This window comes from Chryseobacterium daecheongense (genome assembly GCA_027920525.1).
Lineage (GTDB): Bacteria > Bacteroidota > Bacteroidia > Flavobacteriales > Weeksellaceae > Chryseobacterium > Chryseobacterium proteolyticum.
This window is the reverse complement of sequence record CP115858.1, coordinates 126,118-146,653: the sequence shown is the minus strand read 5'-3', so window position 1 is coordinate 146,653 and position 20,536 is coordinate 126,118. Positions and strand designations below refer to the sequence as shown.

The window sequence follows — 20,536 nt, the reverse complement described above, 5'->3', positions numbered from 1 at the left end:
GTTATCATTTTATTTTATCCATCCTACTTTCTTCTTCCAGGCTTCCACCTCATTTTTTCTTTTGCTAAAATCTTCAGGTGGCAACTGATTTTCTCTTTTTACCTGTTCGCGAATTATGGCCGCTTGCTCTTCGAGTGTGTTCAGCCCAATAGATTTTCTACGTTCATTAACTTTTGCGATATTGTCAACAAAATTCGGGACCATTTCTCCGTTCTCATTCCAGTCAAATTGGGTTCCGTATAGCTGCGGCTTTCCTTCAAACACGGCAATCCGGTCACTAAGATAGGCGAGGTTTTTAGGATCGGCCTTTTGTTCATCTACTGCGTCTTTTAATAACCGGACGCATTTTCTCATGAATTCAGGCTGGCCGATAGCATGCTGTATAATCAGCCAGGCAGCTTCACTGGCTTCCTTACCCAATTTGTCAATACCGGGGTAACCAATAATATCCATGATATCATTTAGTTTTTTCGCATTCCTGCTATGCAATTGTTCCATTTCTTTATGATATCCTTCCCCGAGTTCCCCTCTTTTGATAAGCTGATCACGCAATTCGAGATCTTCATTTTTTAGTTCAATAATTCTTTCTGCAAAATGGTTATGGCTCATAATAAGTTTTTAATAATATTTACTACAGGTATTTTTGATCGCTTAATACCTATCTTGATCTGCCTTTATAAATATACTCTATATTTTAAACTAATCAATTGAACTCTGACACTCCCGGGAAACTTTCTAAAACTCCGGAATGCGGATTAGGGAGAAAGATAATTAACACAACTTTAACGCCTTTACTTAAATTCGGAAGCTGTGATTTTAATACATAAAGCCGTACTTTGCAGCCTAAAAAACAACGAAAAAGATGGGGCTATTTGATATGTTTACACAAGAGATCGCAATGGATCTTGGAACCGCTAACACACTAATTATACATAATAACAAAATCATCATTGATCAGCCCTCGATCGTCTCTATTGACCGTACAACGGGAAAACCAATAGCAGTCGGAGAACAGGCGAAGCTTATGCAGGGGAAGACCCATGAAAATATTAAAGCAGTACGTCCGCTGAAAGACGGTGTGATTGCTGATTTTCATGCTTCCGAACACATGATCAAAGAATTCATTAAACAGATACCGGGAATTAAGGGAAGATTTATACAGCCAGCACTTAGAATTGTCATTTGCATTCCTTCAGGGATTACGGAAGTGGAAAAAAGGGCTGTAAAAGATTCTGCATTGAAAGTGAATGCAAAGGAAGTTAAGCTGATCTATGAGCCAATGGCCGCTGCAATTGGTGCGGGTATTGACGTTCAGAATCCGGAAGGAAATATGATCGTAGATATAGGCGGCGGAACGACTGAAATTGCAGTCATTGCACTGGGTGGAATCGTTTGCGACAGATCGCTTAAAATAGCCGGAGATGTCTTTACCAATGATATTGCTTACTTCCTGAGATCCTATTACAATCTGTATGTTGGAGAGAGAACAGCTGAAAGAATAAAAATCGAAATCGGATCTGCACTGGAAGAGCTGGATTATCCTTTGGAAGACATTCCGGTACAGGGAAGAGACATGATCACCGGGAAACCTAAAGAGATCATGGTGAATTACAAAGAGATTTTTAAAGCCCTGGATAAATCCCTGATGAGAATTGAAGATGCGGTGATGGAAACGCTTTCCCTCACTCCGCCTGAACTGGCAGCAGACATCTATAAAACGGGAATCTATCTCGCCGGAGGTGGTGCCCTTCTTCATGGACTTGCAGATAGAATACACAAAAAAACAGGATTACCTGTATGTGTGGCGGAAGATCCTTTGAGAGCCGTGGTACGTGGTACAGGTATTGCGCTTAAAAACATCAATAAGTTTAGCTTTCTGATGAGTAACTAATATTGACCGGAATAAATAGCAAAAGGCTTTGAATACATATTTAAGGCCTTTTTGTGTTGGGTAAAAAACAACAATATTACAAATGGTTAAAATATATTTATCACCTGGCATTGAATTGTTTTAATTAAAATTTTATATTTGCCGAGTACATAATTTGCATCCGGAGTATAAGAAAAGCAGTACCAAAAAGGAAAAAGTGTTCCAACATATCATTACCCCAAAAGCCATGAAAACTTTAAAAACAGCCTTATCTGTATCTATTTTCAGTCTTGTTCTTACTTCCTGCGCTACAATGCAGCGAACCGATCTGTATTTTGGAACTAATATCCCGACCGGAGGCAATGTAACCCAGCAGCAGTGGAAGGAATTTTCTGACGGGGTTATTACCCAATACTTCCCTGAAGGATACACAGAAGTAGATGCTGTCGGGAAATGGATGGACACCCAGACCAAACAAACCATTTCCGAAAATACCAAGGTGGTGACCTTTCTCGGTAAACCCACCAAAGAAAGAAATGCTTCCCTCGACAGTATTACACAAAAGTATATTCGTCAATTTCACCAGCAAAGTGTACTGAGAATAGATAGCAAGCCCAAAGTAAAATTCATCAGTAAGACATAATCTGTTTGTAAATTACTCTTTTCCTACATTCATCCTTCAGGAAACTCCTGGTGTACCCTTTTCATTAGAAAAATCATTAGTAACTGATTTTACTTATATTTTTTACAAGTAAGCTCAAAGTGAAATTCTTTTCTTCAAAATCCTCATCATCATTCATATAAAAGAACGACCAAAAAAGTGAAATGACTTTTAATATGTAATTCCGGATCAATAGCCTTAACTTGGCAGGAAACTTGGTAAGTAAAACAATAAAGCCGATCACGTTAAAATATAAACGGAAATACAATGGTAACGATCAACAATTTTGAAGAATATAAGTCCTATGAAGGAAAAACCATAGGTGTTTCCAACTGGCATCAAATAGATCAGGAACAGATCGATAAATTTGCTGATGCAACTTTAGACCGGCAATGGATACATGTCGATCCGGAAAGGGCAAAAAAAGAAGGACCTTTTGGATCAACCATAGCCCACGGGTATCTCACTCTTTCTCTTATCCCCTATTTATGGAAGCAGATAGCGGATGTCCGTAATGTAAAAATGGAAATCAATTACGAAATAGAAAGCTTCAAATTTGGGCAGGCTGTACGTGTTAACAGCGAAGTACAGCTACAAGCCACCGCAAAAATGATATCCAACCTCAGAGGAACTGTTAAAGCGGTGATCCAGGCTAAGCTGATCATTAAAGGTGAAGTGAAACCCGCATACACCGGTGATGTTATTTTTCTTTACCACTTCGCTTAAAAACAGGAAGAATTCATTATTTTCATCCAGTAAACATGAATAATGTTTAATTGCATTCTATGAAAGACCACGAATTACATCAGCTTACTGATCTTCTTTTCAAATCCGGGAAAGAAGAAAAATACGGACCCAAAAGTGTAATAATCGAAGAAGGAACGGTTTCGCGAAAGTTCTATTATTTAAAAAAAGGAATTCTGAGAGGCTGGACTCATTATGACGGTAAAGAAGTCACATTTCAATTCCTTTTTGAAAATCATATTTTTTGCTGTTCGGAGAGCTTCTTTTATCATCAGCCAAGCTCTTATACAGTGGAAACGATCGAAGCATGCAGCCTTTTATCAGTAGAAAAAACGGATATCGATACATTATCCGAAGACATTACCTTCGTGAATCTCTTTAATAAATATCTCATAAGCCGGGTAAATGATTACCAGCAGTTATTGATCTCTCAGATCCGGGAAAAGCCGGAAATGCGCTACAAAAAGCTTCTTGAAGAAAATCCGGAAATCATCCTCCGTATTCCTCAGCATTTGATCGCGTCTTACCTCGGTATGACGCCGGTCAGCTTAAGCAGGATCAGAAATCGATGAACGCTTCATTTCTTTACAATTGTTAACGACGGATCACTTACTTCCAGGCTACATTTGTTGAAAATTATATCAACAATGGAAAAATTAATACAAGCCGTATTCAAAGAAGTCATAGAAAACAAAAATTATGACGAATCCCTGATCAACAAATACTTCAGTGAAGATTATATTCAGGAGGTAGATGGCGTAACGCTGGATTTTAATTCTTTTAAAAATCATATCCGGAAATTAAAGGAAAAAGTAGTTGAGCAAAAGGTAGTGTTTGACAATATAATAAGTGATGAAAATTGCGTGATTACAAAGCATTATGTGACTAGTATTCTTCAGAATGAAGAGATAGTAAAACACAAAGTCTTTGCAGAATTCAAATTCAAAAATGACAAAGTAGTCCATTGTGACGAACTGACTTTCCTTTTAGAAGGTGATTCATCTGAAAAAAAATTAGGTTCTGAAGTTTGATCTATTTCGGGATATAATCTCAAACAAAAAGAGCCTTCTCAGGAAGGCTCTTTAAACGAAAGTATAAAAAACTGTTCTTTAATTTCCAAAATTCACAAAATGCGGAATATCGGTCGAAAAGTTATTGATTGGTAAAAGATTATTTCGGTTGCTGTTAAAATCAAAAACCGAATTATTATCAAACGGAACACGCGGATAATAAGTAAAAGAGATCTGGATCCTGTTGAAAACCAGAAAAGGATTATTGATCAGAACACCAATTCCTATTTTTGTGTTGGCTGTTGTTTTCAGTAATTTGTCATCAGGCATACCCAGCCAGCCCACTGCGGCGGTTAAATACGGGCTGAAGTGAAAATTCTTCCAGGTTTTATTAACGAACAATTGAAGCTGATATCTCAGAACCAGTTTCTTAGTCCCGATATAATCCGAGTTATAAACCGGAAATTCATCTGAAGCCGAAAGATTAATTCTGTCTTTGTACGAATAGTTATGCTGTGGATTTCCCAAAGCCAGGGTCGGAGAGAAAAAATGTCTCACCTTGGCAAATTTCCAATCCATCAGATGGGTAAAATAAGTTCCATCCAACCGGAAGGACTCGCGATTTTGATTGTCTTCATTAAAAAACCTTCCAAACTCAGCTTTTAAATTAAAATATCCCAGCCTGGTAAAATTACCATAAGATGCCGCAACTCCCACATATGGTTTTACGTCGTTATTTCTAGACAATCCCCCGGCAGTCAAATTCAACGATTTACCATAAGCAATATCTTCAGGCAAATCATATTGAAAAATATTTTTCTGAACCGAAAAATTTCTTTGGATAAACCCGATAGACATCAGGAAACTGCTGTAAGAATTAAAATACTGATACCGGTCGATTCCCGGGCTGTCTTTATATTGATAGTTTTGAAACCTCCCGATTATGGCAATATTACTGGAGACTTTTTCATTCGGATCGGATGAAACAGGAATCTGATATCCACCCCATACATCCTGGCTATATACCTTGATCTGGACTTCCGGATATGTTGTATCATTCTCTACAGGAAGTAAAACATGCCTCATGAAATATTCCAGACTAACACCACCGGCCCATTTGGTGAGCGGTGAGAAAAAGTCTCTCCTGACATTGAAGTTGATTCTTTCATTTTTAAAAAAATCCCTCTCCCCCAGAATCTGTGCATCAACATAGGACCCGAAAAGGTTATAGGCCGTGTAACTTCCCAAAAGGTAGTTTTGCTTTTCTTTAGAATCGTTTCGGTAAAGGAAATCGAAGGTATGTCCTAATCCCAGAACATTTTCTTCCGTAACTCCAAGGCCGATTTTACTTCCCGAGTAGCTTAGCCTGGGTTTTAAACTCCATGAGTCGAGAACCCTTACCACCACATCAATAGAATCATTGTTGGAATTACTTTCCTCAACACCGATATGAACCCTGTTGACGAAAGCCATCTTTCTCAACAAACGTTCGGATTCATAGAGTTTCTGCGCATTATACTCTTCCCCCTCGTGAAAAAGCAGGTAATTATTAACCGTAGAAGTCCTGGTATTAGGATGAAGGTGATTGGTGATCCAGTCGTACCATTTAGATTGCTCTTTGGTATCCTTGGAACCATATCCAAAGGGGTCTATCGTTTCTATACGGATATTTCTGATGTATTTCCTGTTATATTTCTCCTGCGATAGCTTTTCAGTTCTGGACTTAACAGAAGTAGAATCCGCTTCTCTACGGAATATGAGACGGTGAAAGAATTTGGTCACTTTATGATGATCCGAAAATTCTTCTATTTTGTAATAAAGAGAATCTTTTTTTTCCTGTGCATTTAAAAAGAAAAAACCACCAAACAGCAAAATTAAAAATATAGTAGATCTAGTCATTAGTCATCAAAAATTCAATAAGCTTGATAATATCAATTTACAAGCCAATAAGAATTAAAAAAGTACTAAATTTTATTGAAATCATATCATCTTTCACTCCAGGAAAGATGAATGCATCTGCAGATAGCAAATGAAAAAATCATCTTTTGGTAGAAGTTGAACTCAACAAATTTAAAATCAACCCATTACTTTGTTATAGATCAACTGGCAATTTATTGCGCTTTGAACCAAAGTAAACAGCAAGCAAAATGCTGGGGTGTTGAACCGTAATAGCGCAAAAAACTTTTGTCGAAAACTAATTCAAAAGCGACCAGATGAGAACCCCCGCACCGGCATAGGCCGCTACCGTAATGATGTCAGCTATGGGCTGCGAAAATCTTTTTTCAGCAATTCTTTCGGCATTAATCTGATTCTTATGAAATTTTAGAATTTTCTTAGGATTATGGACCGGATGCGCAACCAGACTATCACTTTCCCATCTGTCCACTATTACTTTGTAGGTTTTGCCGTCTGCTTCAATCCTCACATTTTTATTAGGTGAGAGCTTCTCCTGAACATTCACAGGAGCGGATACTTGTTGCAGATTCAGATTTTGGGAATCAGCGTTTGGATTTTTCGTTTGCGCAGGAGCATTATTACCAGAGCTCATTTTAGATGCCTGCTTATTGTCGGCTTTGGGATTGGCCTGTTTTTTTACCTGATAAGTATAGCAACTCACAAGAGAAAATGATAGGAGGATACAATAAAAATTCTTTCGCATGAGTCAAATTTAAGAAATAAACGCAAAAATCAGTATTTTCTTTTGAAAGATCCTGTGATATTATTACCAAAACAAAAAACACTGTCAACAATAATATTTCCATGTTTTTAAATGTATTGATTTCGGCCTTTAGGAGAAAGGGTTCAGGTCATTTGTTACTCCTGATTATCAGTTATGATCAAGAACAAATTTTAAGTTTGCAAAATCCGTATCGGCTTCCACTAAAGTACAAATTCCATTACTGTAGGTATAAGTAGTGGAGTTTCCGTTGGGCAGATCGATTCTGTACTTTCCCGAAGTAATCTTCCGGACAGGAATCATTTTTTGGAATTTCTCCGAAAAAACAGATTTTATATTTCCCGGTTCATTAAAATACAAACTTGCCGTCGAACTGAAAATTGACTGTTTCAGCGAGCCATTCGCTCCATCTTTATCCGAAAGATGATAAAAACTTCCATTCCAGGTAGCGGTATTGTTCACCTTTAGTTTTCCGTTCATTGTCCGGTAAAGTCTGGCTTGCTGAAGGATATTCTGTTTAAAGGTAACCCCCATTTTGTCGTAAACTTCAATACTGTAAAGAAGCTTTACTTTCGCCCTGGATTCAAAAAGATATTCAGTGACATCATCTTTTAAAGAACGCTCCACATGGATCTTGCCAATCATTTTATTATCCTTAATGATGGAATAGTTCAATTCTTTGTTAATAGGTGGTGCCATGAAAGGTTGAAAATAATTGTACACCATCACCGTAAAAATCATGAGTGCTTTCATAATAAAATATTTATGAAGCAAAATTAGTCCGGGAAAAAGCTTAAAATGTTCCGGAGGATAAATGTGAACTTATTATTTTTAAATAATTTAAACAATTGAAAACAAGATACTTGAATATAAATCTTCGTTCTGATTTATAATCTTGAACTTTGTTTTTCAGGTAATTTTACTAAGCTTAGTAACTGATTCATATTGCTGTGATACAATTGACTTAGGATACATATTTCTTCACATTCTTTCCAATTTAAAAATGTTCTGTTATTGCCAATATTTTACAGGATAATTTTCATCAAAAAAACTAAAAAAAGAAATGATAATTTTTAATACGACGAGTTCTGTCGCTGTACAAAAGTACCTTTGTATTAGAGATAAGATAAAGAATCCCGGGAAATTAATTGTCTTACTAAACCAAATTTTAACCTAAAAACAACTTTTTTACATGATGTTTAAAAAACAACTGATAATCATTTTTTTTCTTTCTTTTTTCATTTCCTACGCGCAGAATGAATTTACTACGCTCTGGAAACCAAATGCAAATGGCATTATTGATCATTCAATAAAGTTTGGCGGCACAGGAACCGATTATACCATTTATTGGGAAGAAGTAGGATATCCTCAGCATAACGGAATCATGAATTCTGTCACTTCTAACAGTAACAATCCTATAACCATAAATTTCGGACCTTCATTACATACAGATCCTTTGCAGGCTACCTACGAAGTGAAAGTATCCGGCGGTAACGGATTATTTTATGGGTTCAGGGCCAATACCGGCATTATGCCTCCTGAGGGAAATCAGGAGCTCATAGAAGTAAGTCAGTGGGGAAATACTACATGGCTTCAACAATTCGAAAGTGCATTCGCCAACTGTCCCAGTCTTAATGTAACGGCAGCAGATACTCCTGACCTTACACATATAAACAATTTGTCACAAATGTTTCTAAACTGTTCATCTTTGACAGGGCACACTTCATTTTCTTATTGGAATCCATACAATATTACGGATATGAGCGGTATGTTCAGCGGAGCTACTCTGTTTAATCAGAATATTGGAAACTGGGATACAGCAAAAGTAACCAATTTTAGTGGCATGTTTTCTTCTGCTTCTTCTTTCAATCAAGATATTTCTTCCTGGAATACAATGTCCGGAACTGACTTCTCTTCTATGTTTTCGGATGCTACTTCTTTTAATCAGCCATTAAATTCATGGAATACGGAAAATGCTACTAATTTCCGTTATACATTCTATAATGCGAAAGCATTTAATCAGCTTCTTAATAACTGGAATACAGGTAAAGTAAAAGATTTTGAGCATATGTTTGAAAATGCAGTATCATTCAATCAGCCCATTGGAAATTGGGATGTAAGTAAGGTTGATTATATTGCCGGATTTAATATGTTTTCGGGTGCTTCCCATTTTGACCAGGATATTTCTTCGTGGAATATCAAGCTTCAAAACTTCAGCTGGAATGCAATCTATTTCGGATTTAAAAATGCCGGCTTATCATGTACAAATTACAGCAAGTTTCTTATTGCTCTGAATAATAATCCTACATGGGCGAACTCAACAATAACATCCGGAACTATAGATGCAACAGGACTTGTTTATTCTACACCGCAGGCTATGCTGGCCAGAGCTCAGCTGATCAATAAAGGCTTTAATATTATCGGAGATTCCTATATTGCCGGTTGTTTTCTATCAACAAGAGAAGTTTCACCAAAAACTAAAACCTCCGCTTATCCTAATCCAACAACAGGAGTGATTAATGTGGAATCCTCATCAGACGAAAATGTTCATTTATATGATATCAACGGTAATCTTATTAAAAATATAATCTTTAGAAAGGGGAAAAACACGATCGATCTTACTGAATATCCGTCGGGAGACTATTTCTTAAAAGGTGATACGATTCTAAATAAGATAATCAAACAATAGTAGGTTAGTTAACAATTAGAGTCAGCTCCAAAGTCATTGTACTTTGGAGCATTTTAAATATTATATTTGTGTAAGTTAGAAGAATTACTATAATGACGATCAGGAAACCTTCGAAGTTGATTTAAATCTGTAAGATGTGGATGAGCAATGAGCGTGACCCGCGCGCCAGCGAAAGCAGCTAAAGAGACTACCAGAAAAGTGTTCAAAATAATTATAGAAAATCTATCACAATTCTCTTCATTCCATCGTTTTTTGAGATTTACATTTCATTTTTAATATTCTGATCACCCCACAAATAAATTCTTAATTTCCAAATGATGGAATTCTATTTTATTCTTTTGGGTTATGTACATCAAGAAATAAAACCAATGATTTAAAACTTCAATTCTGTATTTTCCCATTACAATGATAGCAGAAGTGCTATTTGAATATTTTAGAAAAGAAATTCATTAAACTGAAAGAGTGCTTTGGTTTAATTAATCTTCTATTTGTCTCTTTTTCAGTAAGTATATTTTCAATTTTTTTTGGGTCATTTTTTTTATAATAATCTATTTGTTTCTCTAAAAATTGGTTATACCAATCTAAAAAAGATAATTTTTCATTTTTTATATTTGTTAGCGGCATCATTCCATTACATGATACTCGATAATCACCCCAAACATTCCCATATTCTTCTCCATTAACAATCAATATTTCAAAATCTCCACATCCGCAATCAGAAATCAATATAACTCCATTTAACAAAGAATCATATTCAAAATGGTTTAGTTCATCATCTTCTTTTTTTTCTGTAAATGGAAATTCTTTTTGTAAATCATTTTCTAAAATACGGTGACGTAAATCATTATATTGATTTAAAGGAAGAAGTCCTTCATTAGGCCCAAAACCAAAACAACCTACATTTGTTACAAAATCAATATATTCTTCTGGCAGCTTAATTTTATGGTTGATTTCGAAAAGTTCTATTTCTTTTAAAGTTAAACATCTTCCAATTTTGAAATTACCTTTAGGGTTTAGTTCAATTAATTTTTGAAGATTTTGTTTAACTTTTTCTAATTTTGATTTCATGAAGAGTTTGCGTTTAATATTTCTGCTAATGTTTTGGGCTTTGCGTTAGGGAAGAAATCGAAGCAAAAAGCCTACGTTATTATTAAAGTAATTGATTCAGCTTTCGGAAATATTAGTAAATCTGCCCAAATAACAACTGTTTATGTTTCTTTGTGGATGATATACCGATTCTTGATCCTGTTAATAATTCTGTAATGAGTTCAGCTTAATTCAGTACGCAGCGAGTTCCAAATTCAGAATATGAAGAAAAAGTTTGCACATTATTAACGCTTATCTCATTAAATCGTTTTTTGAGATTATAATTGATCTATTAAGTTTTGAATTTGTTCTTTGTTTTCCGGAACTTTAAAAAATTCATAAACTTTGTTACCAAATTCAGTGTCATTATACCCCCATTCTTCGGCTATATTTTTAATTTCAGTTGGCAAAAAATTAAATGCAACGACTAAACTATCTTTGGGTAAATTAATATTAGTTGAATCGTAGACAGCATCATGAAATCTATCTAAGTTTTCTAGTGTCAAATTCTCCATCATTTTATCTTTTTTGAGATTACCTTATTATTTTTTGTAGCTCTTTAAGCAATAATTGTTTTTCTGCTTCAGTCAGGTCATTCCTACTTCCATCCAAAGCATATTCAATATGATGAACATCTTGTTTACACCATTTTATCATTCTGTTAATTCCTGTTTTAGTAATTACTCCTTCGTTATTTTCAAATTTTGGAGGTAGTGAAAGATGCACCAATTTGGTGTAATTTTTCAATGCAAGCACCAATTTGCTATTATTTAAGCTTTGTTGCAATCCATATTTTATAAAATGAGTTTGGTCAGAGCTAACAGCTTTAATTTGTATCCCATCAAACTCTGTCTGATCGTACTCATCAAATACCCACCATAAATATTCCTTACCATCAACAGAAACTTTGCTCTTATTTTTCTTACTTATTGCCATCTCTTTTTATTTTATATTCTAACTTCTTGGATAAGTTTTGCATCTTTTTTTGAGATTAGTTATTTCGCTAATCCATAAAGGTATTGGTTATTCCTGTTGAAATGTGCTCGATAAAAACTTTCTTACTAATTATATCGGAATTAATAATTGCTAATACAAAACGATCTATCTCTTCAATTAGGTTGACTACAAAGTTAATATTAAAAAACGCTAGAGGTTTGCCTTGTAAAAATTGATATTCTACACCATTATAATCTACATTAGTACTGGCTTTTGTGTGGTACCCCTCGAAGTGAATTGTGTTTCTAGTGTAAATCAATAATGTTGCAAAGTCTTGATACTTTGAATCAATATTTAAATGTGTAGTTAATTTTTTAAGAGTTTCGAGTAGTGAGTATTCTTCTTTTCCTTGATCTTTTGCTATAATTCTCGCAAAGCTTTCAAATCTTAAATATATACGGTGAAATAGATTCTCTCTAATGTTATTAGCAATGATGCTTAATTTATTATTTAAAAAATTATTCATTTCTTCTTCAGTTCGAAAATTTAGTGTTTGGATAACTGGGATGTTTGGATAATTTTCAACTAATAAATCAACTAGAAGCACTGCGGTTTCAATTTCAGAGATCATACAATTATAGAAATGAGTTCTACAGTCGTTCTCAACATACATATTGTGATTGATTGATTTAAATGAAATCATTGTTTTCCGACATAAGGATTTATAAATTTCAAGTAACTCTGGTGTAGTTGTTGAGTAATGTTTCAATTCCATTTATTTGAGCAATATTAGTTTTTGAAAAGTAAGGTTATTTATCGTTTTGTGAGACTTTTTTATATATTTTAAAATTTATATTATGGAAATATTTATTATTGTTTTTAAACTACAATCCCAAATTTGTAGGATTAAATGGCCACTTTTTACTTTGATCATTCCATGAATTAATATTATTAAGCATCCTCATGTAAGATTGCGGTTGAGAAGCTTCCATCACAGTCTTCCAAGATGGTGAAAGGAATTGAGCCATATTTGGTTTTTGAACTGTTCCCAAAGATTCCCAAGTTTTGAAAAGATTGTTCTGAGAACCGTATATTTCCTCACCTAATCTTTTGCTTGTTTGCCAAGAAGACTCCCTATCTCTTACACTTTGATACTGCCATTCGTCATTATTTGAAATGATTTTTTGTTCTTCTTCGACCATCTCTTTTGTTACTTCAATCTTGACTATTTCAAAAGCTTTTGTTAATTTATTAGTTAAAAATATTGAATTTTCTGAGTTAACTCTATCTTTGAACTCTTGTGCCAACCAGTCATTTAAATGTGGCTCCTGTTTGAATATATATCCATAATCAGAATCTCTTGTTATAATAATTACAGATTTTCCCGAGGTCTTAGCACACTGTATTATCCACTCCCAATTAATAGCATCACCGATTGAGTTATCGCTATCTTTTCTTGGGGGATATCCTAAATCAAATCGTTTTCTGGCAGCTTCAGCTATAACAGTATTTGCTATATTATCGCGGTTAAGATTAAATTCTGATTTATGAACAAATATCTCTTCAAGTTTTTTATAAACTTGGTCATGCTCCAAAGGATTTGTCAAAATTGCTGCAAATTTGTCCTCCAGCTTTGATTGGTAATCGTTTAATTTTTTTTTTGTCTCATTAAAATCCTTAACTTCTTCTTCAACTGTTAAGATATGTGGCAAGCTCAATGAAAAATTTCTAGTTTTAATTAGTTCAGTATAAGTTTGTCCAAAAACAATTTGTCTGTTTTTTTTAAACTCCATTTCTATTTGAGTTGTAATAATTATAGAGTCTTTGTGTTTCAGTATTTCATCTAATAATTTTATTGAAACATCAGAATTTCTAATCCTATAAAAATCTAGAAAAACATTTGTATCTATAAATATAAGGGAGTTAATAAAATCAGAAACTTTTTCCACTTCATTTTCTACACTTTCTGTCTGAGTTGATTTGTCATCTATTTTTTGAGGTACATCCTCATTATTATTTTTTTTCATTTACATTATGGTTATTTTTTATCAATTTTTTTTTGAGATTGCTTATATAAATTAAAATATTATTCAATTATCTCTGGGAATTTCGTAAACATCATAGAATCCCACTTTTCTCTTACCTGATTTATTAGTAATAAAAATTTCTTTTGCTTTTTTATTTTTGATTTCTTCCATGTTTGATATAAAAGGATCAAAAACATATGATCTCATATAACCTAAATTAAATTCTTTATCATGCACATTTACTTTTACTTCAGTATTTGCTCCAAAAAACATTATATGCTCTTCTTTATTAATATTTAAAAATCCTTTATCAAAACTTTCATCAAGAACAGCCCTTAGTGGTGGTAGTGGCAATTCAACAAAAGTATTTTCCGCCTTCGCTATTATAGATTCAAGTGTGTGATAGTTATTTTCGTTAATGTCGTTTCTACTTATGTCCTTAAATCTTATCATGTGCAAAGTTTCAACTTTGCATAACTTTTCAAGATAGTTAATATAGAACTTTAAATCTTCTGGGATTTTATTTGCGATGAGTTTTTTTGTAAACACAGATTTTCCGTTTACCAAAAATGAAAAGCGAACTCCTTCAATAATTTTAGCAAAAGCTTTATAATATTCCAAAAGTACTCTTGGATTTTTAATAACTTCAACTATTTCAGATTCATAATTTATATTAGCTCCCTTAGCTCTTGGCATAAATGCAATAGACCCTTTGGCTACATCTGTTTCAAAGGACAATACAACTTTCTCTTCTATTATATCTTTATATACTTTTACATTAAAATCTATTACAGACATGCCATCTTCAAAAATAATATCAATTTTACCTTCATACGAAGGAAGTTTCATAATGTATAAAAATTCCATGTTTGATAAATCTTGAAGTTTGAAATTATCTACATGCATGACAAAATCAGATAATTCAGTTTTAGGAATTCTGAAACTTTTTTCTGTGGTATTCCCTTCCATAAAACTTTTTAATTTACTAATAAAGTCTTTGTTATTTTTAGTTGTAAAATGTATTTTCTGTTTTAAGACACCATCAACTTTTTCTATTTTTTCAATAAAAAAATTCGAGGCCGTATTGGTGCCTACTGTTACATTATATCCTAGCTTTTTAGTAAATTTGTATGTACTATCAGTTGAAACTTTATTACTTTTTAGGTCTAAAAGTATATTCTCATTTATATGTTCAAAAATTAAAGGAAATAATTCTTCTCCAGTTCCCTCAATAAAATTTATACCGTAGCTACTTAGCTTATTTTTTTTAGGTTGTGTTAACGAAGGAGCAATAAAAAATACCTCTTTTTTATTGTCACCAAGTTGTTTTAAAATATCAGTAAAAATAAAATCGATATTGGCATCTTCTAAAGAGTAACCTATAAATAGGATACAGTTTGATGCCATTTTATCTTTTACCGCATTCCAAAAAATGGAATTTTGACTATTAGGGTTAAAGAAATTCGTATAATCTGTTTTTCTAATGATTATTGAATTACTGTCAGCTAAGTGTCCATGAATTTTATATATATGTGTTTTTTTAGGATCAGCTAAACTAATATGACTATTATTATATAAGACTTCACCATTTTCCTTGTAAGCACCTTCAAAAAGTCCGTCGTAATTTGTTGTTATAATTGTCTTAAAATGAGGAATTGATGAAATTATATCGTGGACAAAAGTAGACACTGGCAGCTTTGTATAATTATCTTTCAATATTTTTATAACTTGATTATTGCTTTGATATAAGTGAAAAATATCATCAGTCAAATCTGCTAATGAACGTGTCGGTTCAATATATTCTCTTGCACTAGCTGATAAACTATTGTAAAAAATACTTTGAAGTTGAGCTCCCATAGGATATCCGGCATATTTTGATAAACCTGCTCCAGCAAAAAGAATCACATCTTCTCTGCTAATTAATTCCAATAACCTCTCTAAATTTGGTGTTTTCTGCATTAGTAGTTATTTTGCACTAAATATTATATTATTGATTATTTGATCTTACTATACTAACTTTTAACTATTTTATAAAAAGTTGCTTTACTTCCAATATTAAAAGCTTTCATAATTTCCTCAATTGGAACATTCTTACTTTCATAAGAGCTCTTTACTAAAGGAGCAATCTTTTTATATTTTTCAGTCATACCCTTTGGTCTTCCTCCGTTTTTACCTCTTGCTCTCGCAGACTGCAATCCAGCATTTTTTCTTTCAATCAAAACATTTCTTTCGTGTTTAGCTAAAACACAGAAAATCTGGAAAATTAATTTTCCACTTGCTGAACTTGTATCAATGTTTTCCGAAATAGATTTAAAATGGATTCCTTTTTCGTTCAGTTCTGTCACAAACTGAATTAGCCCAACTGTAGTCCTCCCGATCCTGTCTAATCTCCACACGGTTAATGTATCCCCTTTTCGTACGAAATTTAATAAATCGTTAAGTTGCGCCTTTTCTGATTTAACACCACTAACCTTGTCAATAAAAATTTTTTCAATTCCTAAACTCTTTAAAGCATCAGTTTGTAAATCAAGATTCTGTCAAACTTGCTTACTCTTGCATAACCAATTAACATAAGTTCACTTTACTCATTTATCTCAAATATACTGTAATTTGTTTTCGTGTACAACGAAAATGAACTAAAAACAGAACAAAATAGATATGCTAGCGAGATATTAACAGATGTACAGGAAACCGACCATATTTCCAAAAATGTTACGGTTTAAAGGCATCAAGAAACCTATTCAAATATTGAGAGTAATTCCTAGAAACTTAAAATACAGCAATTTCCAAAAACAAAAAATCCCACAAATCAAAGATTTGCAGGATTTACCTATTTTTTAATGCCAATTGAAAACTTCCGTTTTCGCATTTTGCGGAGAGTGAGGGATTCGAACCCCCGGACCTGTTACAGTCAACAGTTTTCAAGACTGCCGCAATCGACCACTCTGCCAACTCTCCCTGAACTCCGGCTATGCCTTCGTTTTCAGTGGTGCAAATATAGAACGTTTTTTAATTCTGACAAAATAATTCCCTGATAAATTTTAACAAAATAAAATAATCAGCTAGAAATCAATCGGATTAATTTCCTGGGATTGTCTTTCTGTGTTTATTGATCAACAAACAGGATAAAAAATAAACGCACCAATTCATGATGCGTTTATGATATGATGTATTGATTCAAGTATTAATGCAGTTCAGCAAGATACTTTTCAGCATCCATGGCTGCCATACATCCGCTTCCCGCAGCTGTAATGGCTTGTCTGTAGATATGATCCTGAACATCTCCTGCTGCAAAAACACCAGGAAGATTGGTTCTTGTTGATCCTTTCTCCGTTTGAATATACCCGTTTTCATCCAGATCAATTTGTCCGGCAAAAATATCTGTATTAGGTTTGTGACCGATGGCAATAAAGATCCCGTGCACATCCACGGTAGATTTTTCCTGAGTCTGGTTATTGATCACCACAGCTCTTTCTACCAGGTTATTCTCCCCTTCGATCCCGATTAATTCATGATGAAACTTCACTTCAATATTCGGTGTATTCTGAACTCTGTGAACCATTGCTTTTGAAGCTCTGAACTCATCCTTTCTTACCAACATGGTTACTTTATTCACCAATTTTGCCAGATAAGTAGCTTCCTCAGCAGCTGTATCACCCGCTCCTACTACCACTACGTCTTTTCCTCTGTAGAAAAATCCATCACAGGTTGCACAGGCAGATACTCCTCCTCCATTATATTTTTTCTCATCATCCAGCCCCAGATATTTTGCAGTAGCTCCTGTAGAGATAATTACTGTTCTTGCCAGGATTTCTTTGTTTCCCGCATACAATTTATGAACACCACCCACTTCCTTAGAAAATTCAGCCTTTGTGATCATTTCATAATGAACTTTGGTGTCAAATCTTTCTGCCTGTTTCTGCAAATCCATCATCATTTCAGGACCTGTAATACCTGCAGGATATCCGGGAAAGTTATCAACCTCCGTTGTTGTTGTTAATTGTCCGCCCGGTTCCAAACCTGTGAACAATTCAGGTTTAAGATCTGCTCTTGCTGCATAAATTGCCGCTGTGAACCCAGATGGCCCTGATCCAACTATTACACAATCTAAAATGTTTTGCTCCATAATTTACTTTTCAAAAAGATTAAAATTAAAGTTCGCTAATTTCGTAATTTTTAATGTTTTATTAAAGGAATTTTAATGATACTTGTCAATAATCAATATGTCGATTGTCGATGGATGTGGTATGGATTATGAGACGCTGGTTTCGGGTTCATCAGAGTTTCAAAATTGCTTAATCGCGAAATCGCTTTATATGTCAACATAAGCAATCTCCGACTTCTCAACGCTCTATAAAAATCTTACCCCCGTAACTCTCAACTCTCAACCAACCTACACCTTCATCTTAAACTTATCCACATTAATAATCTTATATACCAGTTCCTTGATCAATTCTGCTTCGCTCATATTCACGGCACCAAGCCCCTTTCCTTTCATATCGAATTCCCTTAAAATAGAAATGACCCTTGTGGCATGTTTCAGAGGATATAGCCTGGCTGTCTCCGCATAATCTTTGATAAAATACGGGTTAATTCCCATCTGAGAGGCGATAACCTGTGGTGGCTGCCCTGCCATCGTCTGGTAAATAATTACATTTGAAAAGTAATTGTACAAACTGGCCAGCATCATCACAAAAGGATTATTCTTGGGATTCTTTCCCATAAAATGGGCAATTTTAAATGCTGCATTGGAATTCTTTGTTCCTAAAGCCTTCTGAAGTTCAAAAACATTGAATTCTTTACTGATCCCGATGTGGTTTTCAACGATCGTTCCGTCCAGAACTTCTCCTTCCTTTAGAATGATCTTTAATTTTCCAAGCTCATTGGCGATCCGTGAAAGATCATTTCCAAGATATTCCGCTAAAAGATGGGAAATATTAGGTGCTGTCTTAATGTTCAGTTTGATGCATTCATCAGCAATCCATTTAGGAAGATTATTCTCCCGGATCGATTCGCTCAGGAAAAGAGCCTTTGCCTTGTCCAATGCTTTTGTTACTTTTTTCCGGCTGTCCAGCTTTTTATGCTTGTGGGCAAAAACAAGAACGGTGGAAGGTACAGGGTTTTCAACATAAGCTTCCAGGATTCTGCTTTCCTCTTCATTCAGCCTGAGATCCTGCGCTTCTTTTACAATGATCACCTGCTTGTCCCCCATCATAGGAAATTGTCTTGCCAGCGAAAGAACTTCCTGATAGGTAGTATCTTTCCCATAGCTCACGGTCTGGTTGAAAGCTTTTTCATCCTCTTCCAGAAAGTCGTGTTCAAGAGCCTTTACGGCAACATCAATAAAATAAGGTTCATCTCCGTGGAAAAAATAAATCGGTAAAACTTCTTTATTTTTAATATTTTTGAGGATTAAATCTAATTCTTTCATCTTTTAATGGAACTTCCAAAACTGAATTTTCAGGAAACTTTTGATTTTAAATTCAAGAAAGACAAAGATAAGTTTTTTATTTATGACTTGGTTCGTAAAACTTACCTTTTGCTTACCCCTGAAGAATGGGTAAGACAACATTGGATACATTATTATCTTACTGTAAAATCCTACTCCGTATCTGCTTTGGTTACGGAAAAAAAGATCGTTTTAAACGGTCTCACAAAAAGAGTTGACCTGCTGATCACAGAAAAAGCCAAGCCTATTGTTTTGGTGGAATGCAAAGCTCCCCATATTAAACTGACGGAAAAAACTTTTGAACAAACGGCAAGATATAATTCGATCATCGGAGCTAAAGAAATTGTCCTTACCAACGGCCTTCAGCATATCAATGCTTATTTTGAGAATGAGCAGTATCAGTTTTATAAAGCGGATCATTAAAATTCCATTTGCCATTCAACACATCAGCAATCGATTGTATATGAATCTTCCCGTTAACTAATAGTTCACAATTTTTAAACACAGTCTATAGTTCATAAGAGTATAAATCTCCCTACATTTAAGCTACAAAAATTGTAAATCATTAAATAACAAAGCACTTAAGAGATTCAGTTGAATGTAAAATTCAGATGATAAAGCTATTGTGCGGTTAGTAAATATTGAGCGTATTACTATGAACATCAGGAATATTATATTCGATTTCGGGGGCGTTTTAATGGATTGGAACCCAAGATATTTTTTCAGAGACTATTTCAATGACGATGATAAAATGGAATATTTCCTTACCCACATCGCACAGTCGGAATGGAATGAGGAACAGGACCGGGGAAGAAGCCTTATGGAAGGAACCAACATTCAGGTTCAGAAATTTCCGGATTGGGAAAGAGAGCTTAGAGCCTATTATGACAACTGGCACGTTATGCTGAAAAGTGATATCCCGCAGAATGTGGAGGTTTTAAGAAAACTCAGCAAAACCAATTATCATCTTTACGGACTCACCAACTGGTCTGAAGAAACATTTCCTTATGCTCTTGAAAATTATGATTTCTTTCAGCTTTTTGATGGAAAAATTGTGGTTTCAGGAACCGAAAAACTGATAAAACCGGATCCCAAAATATGGCATCTCCTACTGGAACGTTACGATATCCATGCTCATGAATCTGTTTTTATAGATGACAATCCAAAGAATATTGAAATGGCAGAATCTTTAGGTTTTCATACCATACAGGTATATCCTACAACAGATCTGGAAAAAGAACTGATCGGTTTGGGATTGAAATTCTAATAAATAACGGCTTAACAATGTTTTAATGGTTCTTCTAATAAGTTATTTTTATTAACTTAGATGAGGATTTTGATACATTTTTGTTACTTTATTGAGGAGAAATCCCCTCTCTTTACATGC

General features: G+C 34.3%; 21 protein-coding genes and 1 tRNA gene. 8 read left to right on the top strand and 14 right to left on the bottom strand.

What is annotated here, in order from left to right; all coding sequences use genetic code 11:
* Nucleotides 1-9: 9 nt before the first annotated feature.
* Nucleotides 10-609 carry a hypothetical protein gene (locus PFY10_00660; GenBank protein ID WBV56949.1) on the bottom strand — a complete coding sequence of 200 codons (600 nt, stop codon included), beginning with the start codon at nucleotides 607-609 and terminating at the stop codon, nucleotides 10-12.
* 253 nt (nucleotides 610-862) lie between these two features.
* On the opposite strand from PFY10_00660, the gene PFY10_00655 reads away from it, so the two are divergent.
* From PFY10_00655 to PFY10_00635, 5 genes are all read left to right on the top strand, one after another.
* Nucleotides 863-1,891 (top strand): rod shape-determining protein, encoded by a 1,029-nt coding sequence (locus PFY10_00655; GenBank protein WBV56948.1) that lies wholly within the window; start codon nucleotides 863-865, stop codon nucleotides 1,889-1,891.
* A 226-nt stretch (nucleotides 1,892-2,117) separates the two neighbouring features.
* Nucleotides 2,118-2,513 (top strand): DUF3574 domain-containing protein, encoded by a 396-nt coding sequence (locus PFY10_00650; GenBank protein ID WBV56947.1) that lies wholly within the window; start codon nucleotides 2,118-2,120, stop codon nucleotides 2,511-2,513.
* Nucleotides 2,514-2,798: 285 nt separating this feature from the next.
* Entirely contained in the window at nucleotides 2,799-3,257 is a 459-nt protein-coding gene (locus tag PFY10_00645) for a MaoC family dehydratase (GenBank protein WBV56946.1), read from the top strand.
* Between the two features lie 59 nt (nucleotides 3,258-3,316).
* Nucleotides 3,317-3,847, top strand: coding sequence for a Crp/Fnr family transcriptional regulator (locus PFY10_00640; GenBank protein WBV56945.1), 531 nt, complete (start codon nucleotides 3,317-3,319; stop codon nucleotides 3,845-3,847).
* Between the two features lie 75 nt (nucleotides 3,848-3,922).
* Complete coding sequence (locus PFY10_00635; protein WBV56944.1) at nucleotides 3,923-4,306, top strand: hypothetical protein; 384 nt, start codon at nucleotides 3,923-3,925, stop codon at nucleotides 4,304-4,306.
* Between the two features lie 78 nt (nucleotides 4,307-4,384).
* On the opposite strand, the gene PFY10_00630 is transcribed toward PFY10_00635, so the two are convergent.
* From PFY10_00630 to PFY10_00620, 3 genes are all read right to left on the bottom strand, one after another.
* Nucleotides 4,385-6,184, bottom strand: coding sequence for a hypothetical protein (locus tag PFY10_00630; protein WBV56943.1), 1,800 nt, complete (start codon nucleotides 6,182-6,184; stop codon nucleotides 4,385-4,387).
* Between the two features lie 295 nt (nucleotides 6,185-6,479).
* On the bottom strand, nucleotides 6,480-6,944 hold the full coding sequence (locus PFY10_00625; GenBank protein ID WBV56942.1) for a hypothetical protein: 465 nt from the start codon (nucleotides 6,942-6,944) through the stop codon (nucleotides 6,480-6,482).
* A gap of 168 nt (nucleotides 6,945-7,112) precedes the next feature.
* Entirely contained in the window at nucleotides 7,113-7,715 is a 603-nt protein-coding gene (locus tag PFY10_00620) for a hypothetical protein (GenBank protein WBV56941.1), read from the bottom strand.
* A gap of 439 nt (nucleotides 7,716-8,154) precedes the next feature.
* On the opposite strand from PFY10_00620, the gene PFY10_00615 reads away from it, so the two are divergent.
* Nucleotides 8,155-9,651 (top strand): BspA family leucine-rich repeat surface protein, encoded by a 1,497-nt coding sequence (locus tag PFY10_00615; GenBank protein ID WBV56940.1) that lies wholly within the window; start codon nucleotides 8,155-8,157, stop codon nucleotides 9,649-9,651.
* 420 nt (nucleotides 9,652-10,071) lie between these two features.
* Here the strand turns inward: PFY10_00615 and PFY10_00610 are convergent, their stop codons facing one another.
* The 10 genes from PFY10_00610 to holA all read right to left on the bottom strand — a co-directional run bounded on the left by PFY10_00610 (nucleotide 10,072) and on the right by holA (nucleotide 19,131).
* A complete protein-coding gene (locus PFY10_00610; GenBank protein ID WBV56939.1) occupies nucleotides 10,072-10,719 on the bottom strand; it encodes an SMI1/KNR4 family protein in 648 nt (215 codons plus the stop codon).
* Nucleotides 10,720-11,015: 296 nt separating this feature from the next.
* Nucleotides 11,016-11,255, bottom strand: coding sequence for a hypothetical protein (locus tag PFY10_00605; protein WBV56938.1), 240 nt, complete (start codon nucleotides 11,253-11,255; stop codon nucleotides 11,016-11,018).
* Nucleotides 11,256-11,271: 16 nt separating this feature from the next.
* Nucleotides 11,272-11,673 (bottom strand): hypothetical protein, encoded by a 402-nt coding sequence (locus PFY10_00600; GenBank protein ID WBV56937.1) that lies wholly within the window; start codon nucleotides 11,671-11,673, stop codon nucleotides 11,272-11,274.
* Between the two features lie 67 nt (nucleotides 11,674-11,740).
* Nucleotides 11,741-12,304 (bottom strand): hypothetical protein, encoded by a 564-nt coding sequence (locus PFY10_00595; protein WBV56936.1) that lies wholly within the window; start codon nucleotides 12,302-12,304, stop codon nucleotides 11,741-11,743.
* Nucleotides 12,305-12,557: 253 nt separating this feature from the next.
* Nucleotides 12,558-13,700 carry a PIN domain-containing protein gene (locus PFY10_00590; GenBank protein ID WBV56935.1) on the bottom strand — a complete coding sequence of 381 codons (1,143 nt, stop codon included), beginning with the start codon at nucleotides 13,698-13,700 and terminating at the stop codon, nucleotides 12,558-12,560.
* A gap of 63 nt (nucleotides 13,701-13,763) precedes the next feature.
* Nucleotides 13,764-15,659, bottom strand: a complete 1,896-nt coding sequence (locus PFY10_00585) for an SIR2 family protein (GenBank protein WBV56934.1) — start codon at nucleotides 15,657-15,659, stop codon at nucleotides 13,764-13,766.
* Between the two features lie 53 nt (nucleotides 15,660-15,712).
* Nucleotides 15,713-16,180 (bottom strand): recombinase family protein, encoded by a 468-nt coding sequence (locus PFY10_00580; protein WBV58976.1) that lies wholly within the window; start codon nucleotides 16,178-16,180, stop codon nucleotides 15,713-15,715.
* Between the two features lie 393 nt (nucleotides 16,181-16,573).
* Nucleotides 16,574-16,658: transfer RNA gene (locus PFY10_00575), tRNA-Ser, on the bottom strand.
* A gap of 226 nt (nucleotides 16,659-16,884) precedes the next feature.
* Nucleotides 16,885-17,826, bottom strand: a complete 942-nt coding sequence (trxB, locus tag PFY10_00570; GenBank protein WBV56933.1) for a thioredoxin-disulfide reductase — start codon at nucleotides 17,824-17,826, stop codon at nucleotides 16,885-16,887.
* Nucleotides 17,827-18,093: 267 nt separating this feature from the next.
* Nucleotides 18,094-19,131: a DNA polymerase III subunit delta gene (gene holA, locus PFY10_00565; protein WBV56932.1), complete on the bottom strand. Its 1,038-nt coding sequence runs from the start codon at nucleotides 19,129-19,131 to the stop codon at nucleotides 18,094-18,096.
* Between the two features lie 6 nt (nucleotides 19,132-19,137).
* On the opposite strand from holA, the gene PFY10_00560 reads away from it, so the two are divergent.
* Both PFY10_00560 and PFY10_00555 read left to right on the top strand, forming a co-directional pair.
* A complete protein-coding gene (locus tag PFY10_00560) occupies nucleotides 19,138-19,572 on the top strand; it encodes a type I restriction enzyme HsdR N-terminal domain-containing protein (protein ID WBV56931.1) in 435 nt (144 codons plus the stop codon).
* A 232-nt stretch (nucleotides 19,573-19,804) separates the two neighbouring features.
* Nucleotides 19,805-20,416, top strand: a complete 612-nt coding sequence (locus PFY10_00555) for an HAD family phosphatase (GenBank protein ID WBV56930.1) — start codon at nucleotides 19,805-19,807, stop codon at nucleotides 20,414-20,416.
* Nucleotides 20,417-20,536 lie beyond the last annotated feature (120 nt).

Bases quoted from the DNA above. Each gene is read 5' to 3' on its own strand.
- PFY10_00660 (WBV56949.1), bottom strand. From the start codon at position 609: ATGAGCCATAACCATTTTGCAGAAAGAATTATTGAACTAAAAAATGAA.
- PFY10_00655 (WBV56948.1), top strand. From the start codon at position 863: ATGGGGCTATTTGATATGTTTACACAAGAGATCGCAATGGATCTTGGA.
- PFY10_00650 (WBV56947.1), top strand. From the start codon at position 2,118: ATGAAAACTTTAAAAACAGCCTTATCTGTATCTATTTTCAGTCTTGTT.
- PFY10_00645 (WBV56946.1), top strand. From the start codon at position 2,799: ATGGTAACGATCAACAATTTTGAAGAATATAAGTCCTATGAAGGAAAA.
- PFY10_00640 (WBV56945.1), top strand. From the start codon at position 3,317: ATGAAAGACCACGAATTACATCAGCTTACTGATCTTCTTTTCAAATCC.
- PFY10_00635 (WBV56944.1), top strand. From the start codon at position 3,923: ATGGAAAAATTAATACAAGCCGTATTCAAAGAAGTCATAGAAAACAAA.
- PFY10_00630 (WBV56943.1), bottom strand. From the start codon at position 6,184: ATGACTAGATCTACTATATTTTTAATTTTGCTGTTTGGTGGTTTTTTC.
- PFY10_00625 (WBV56942.1), bottom strand. From the start codon at position 6,944: ATGCGAAAGAATTTTTATTGTATCCTCCTATCATTTTCTCTTGTGAGT.
- PFY10_00620 (WBV56941.1), bottom strand. From the start codon at position 7,715: ATGAAAGCACTCATGATTTTTACGGTGATGGTGTACAATTATTTTCAA.
- PFY10_00615 (WBV56940.1), top strand. From the start codon at position 8,155: ATGATGTTTAAAAAACAACTGATAATCATTTTTTTTCTTTCTTTTTTC.
- PFY10_00610 (WBV56939.1), bottom strand. From the start codon at position 10,719: ATGAAATCAAAATTAGAAAAAGTTAAACAAAATCTTCAAAAATTAATT.
- PFY10_00605 (WBV56938.1), bottom strand. From the start codon at position 11,255: ATGATGGAGAATTTGACACTAGAAAACTTAGATAGATTTCATGATGCT.
- PFY10_00600 (WBV56937.1), bottom strand. From the start codon at position 11,673: ATGGCAATAAGTAAGAAAAATAAGAGCAAAGTTTCTGTTGATGGTAAG.
- PFY10_00595 (WBV56936.1), bottom strand. From the start codon at position 12,304: ATGATCTCTGAAATTGAAACCGCAGTGCTTCTAGTTGATTTATTAGTT.
- PFY10_00590 (WBV56935.1), bottom strand. From the start codon at position 13,700: ATGAAAAAAAATAATAATGAGGATGTACCTCAAAAAATAGATGACAAA.
- PFY10_00585 (WBV56934.1), bottom strand. From the start codon at position 15,659: ATGCAGAAAACACCAAATTTAGAGAGGTTATTGGAATTAATTAGCAGA.
- trxB (WBV56933.1), bottom strand. From the start codon at position 17,826: ATGGAGCAAAACATTTTAGATTGTGTAATAGTTGGATCAGGGCCATCT.
- holA (WBV56932.1), bottom strand. From the start codon at position 19,131: ATGAAAGAATTAGATTTAATCCTCAAAAATATTAAAAATAAAGAAGTT.
- PFY10_00560 (WBV56931.1), top strand. From the start codon at position 19,138: ATGGAACTTCCAAAACTGAATTTTCAGGAAACTTTTGATTTTAAATTC.
- PFY10_00555 (WBV56930.1), top strand. From the start codon at position 19,805: ATGAACATCAGGAATATTATATTCGATTTCGGGGGCGTTTTAATGGAT.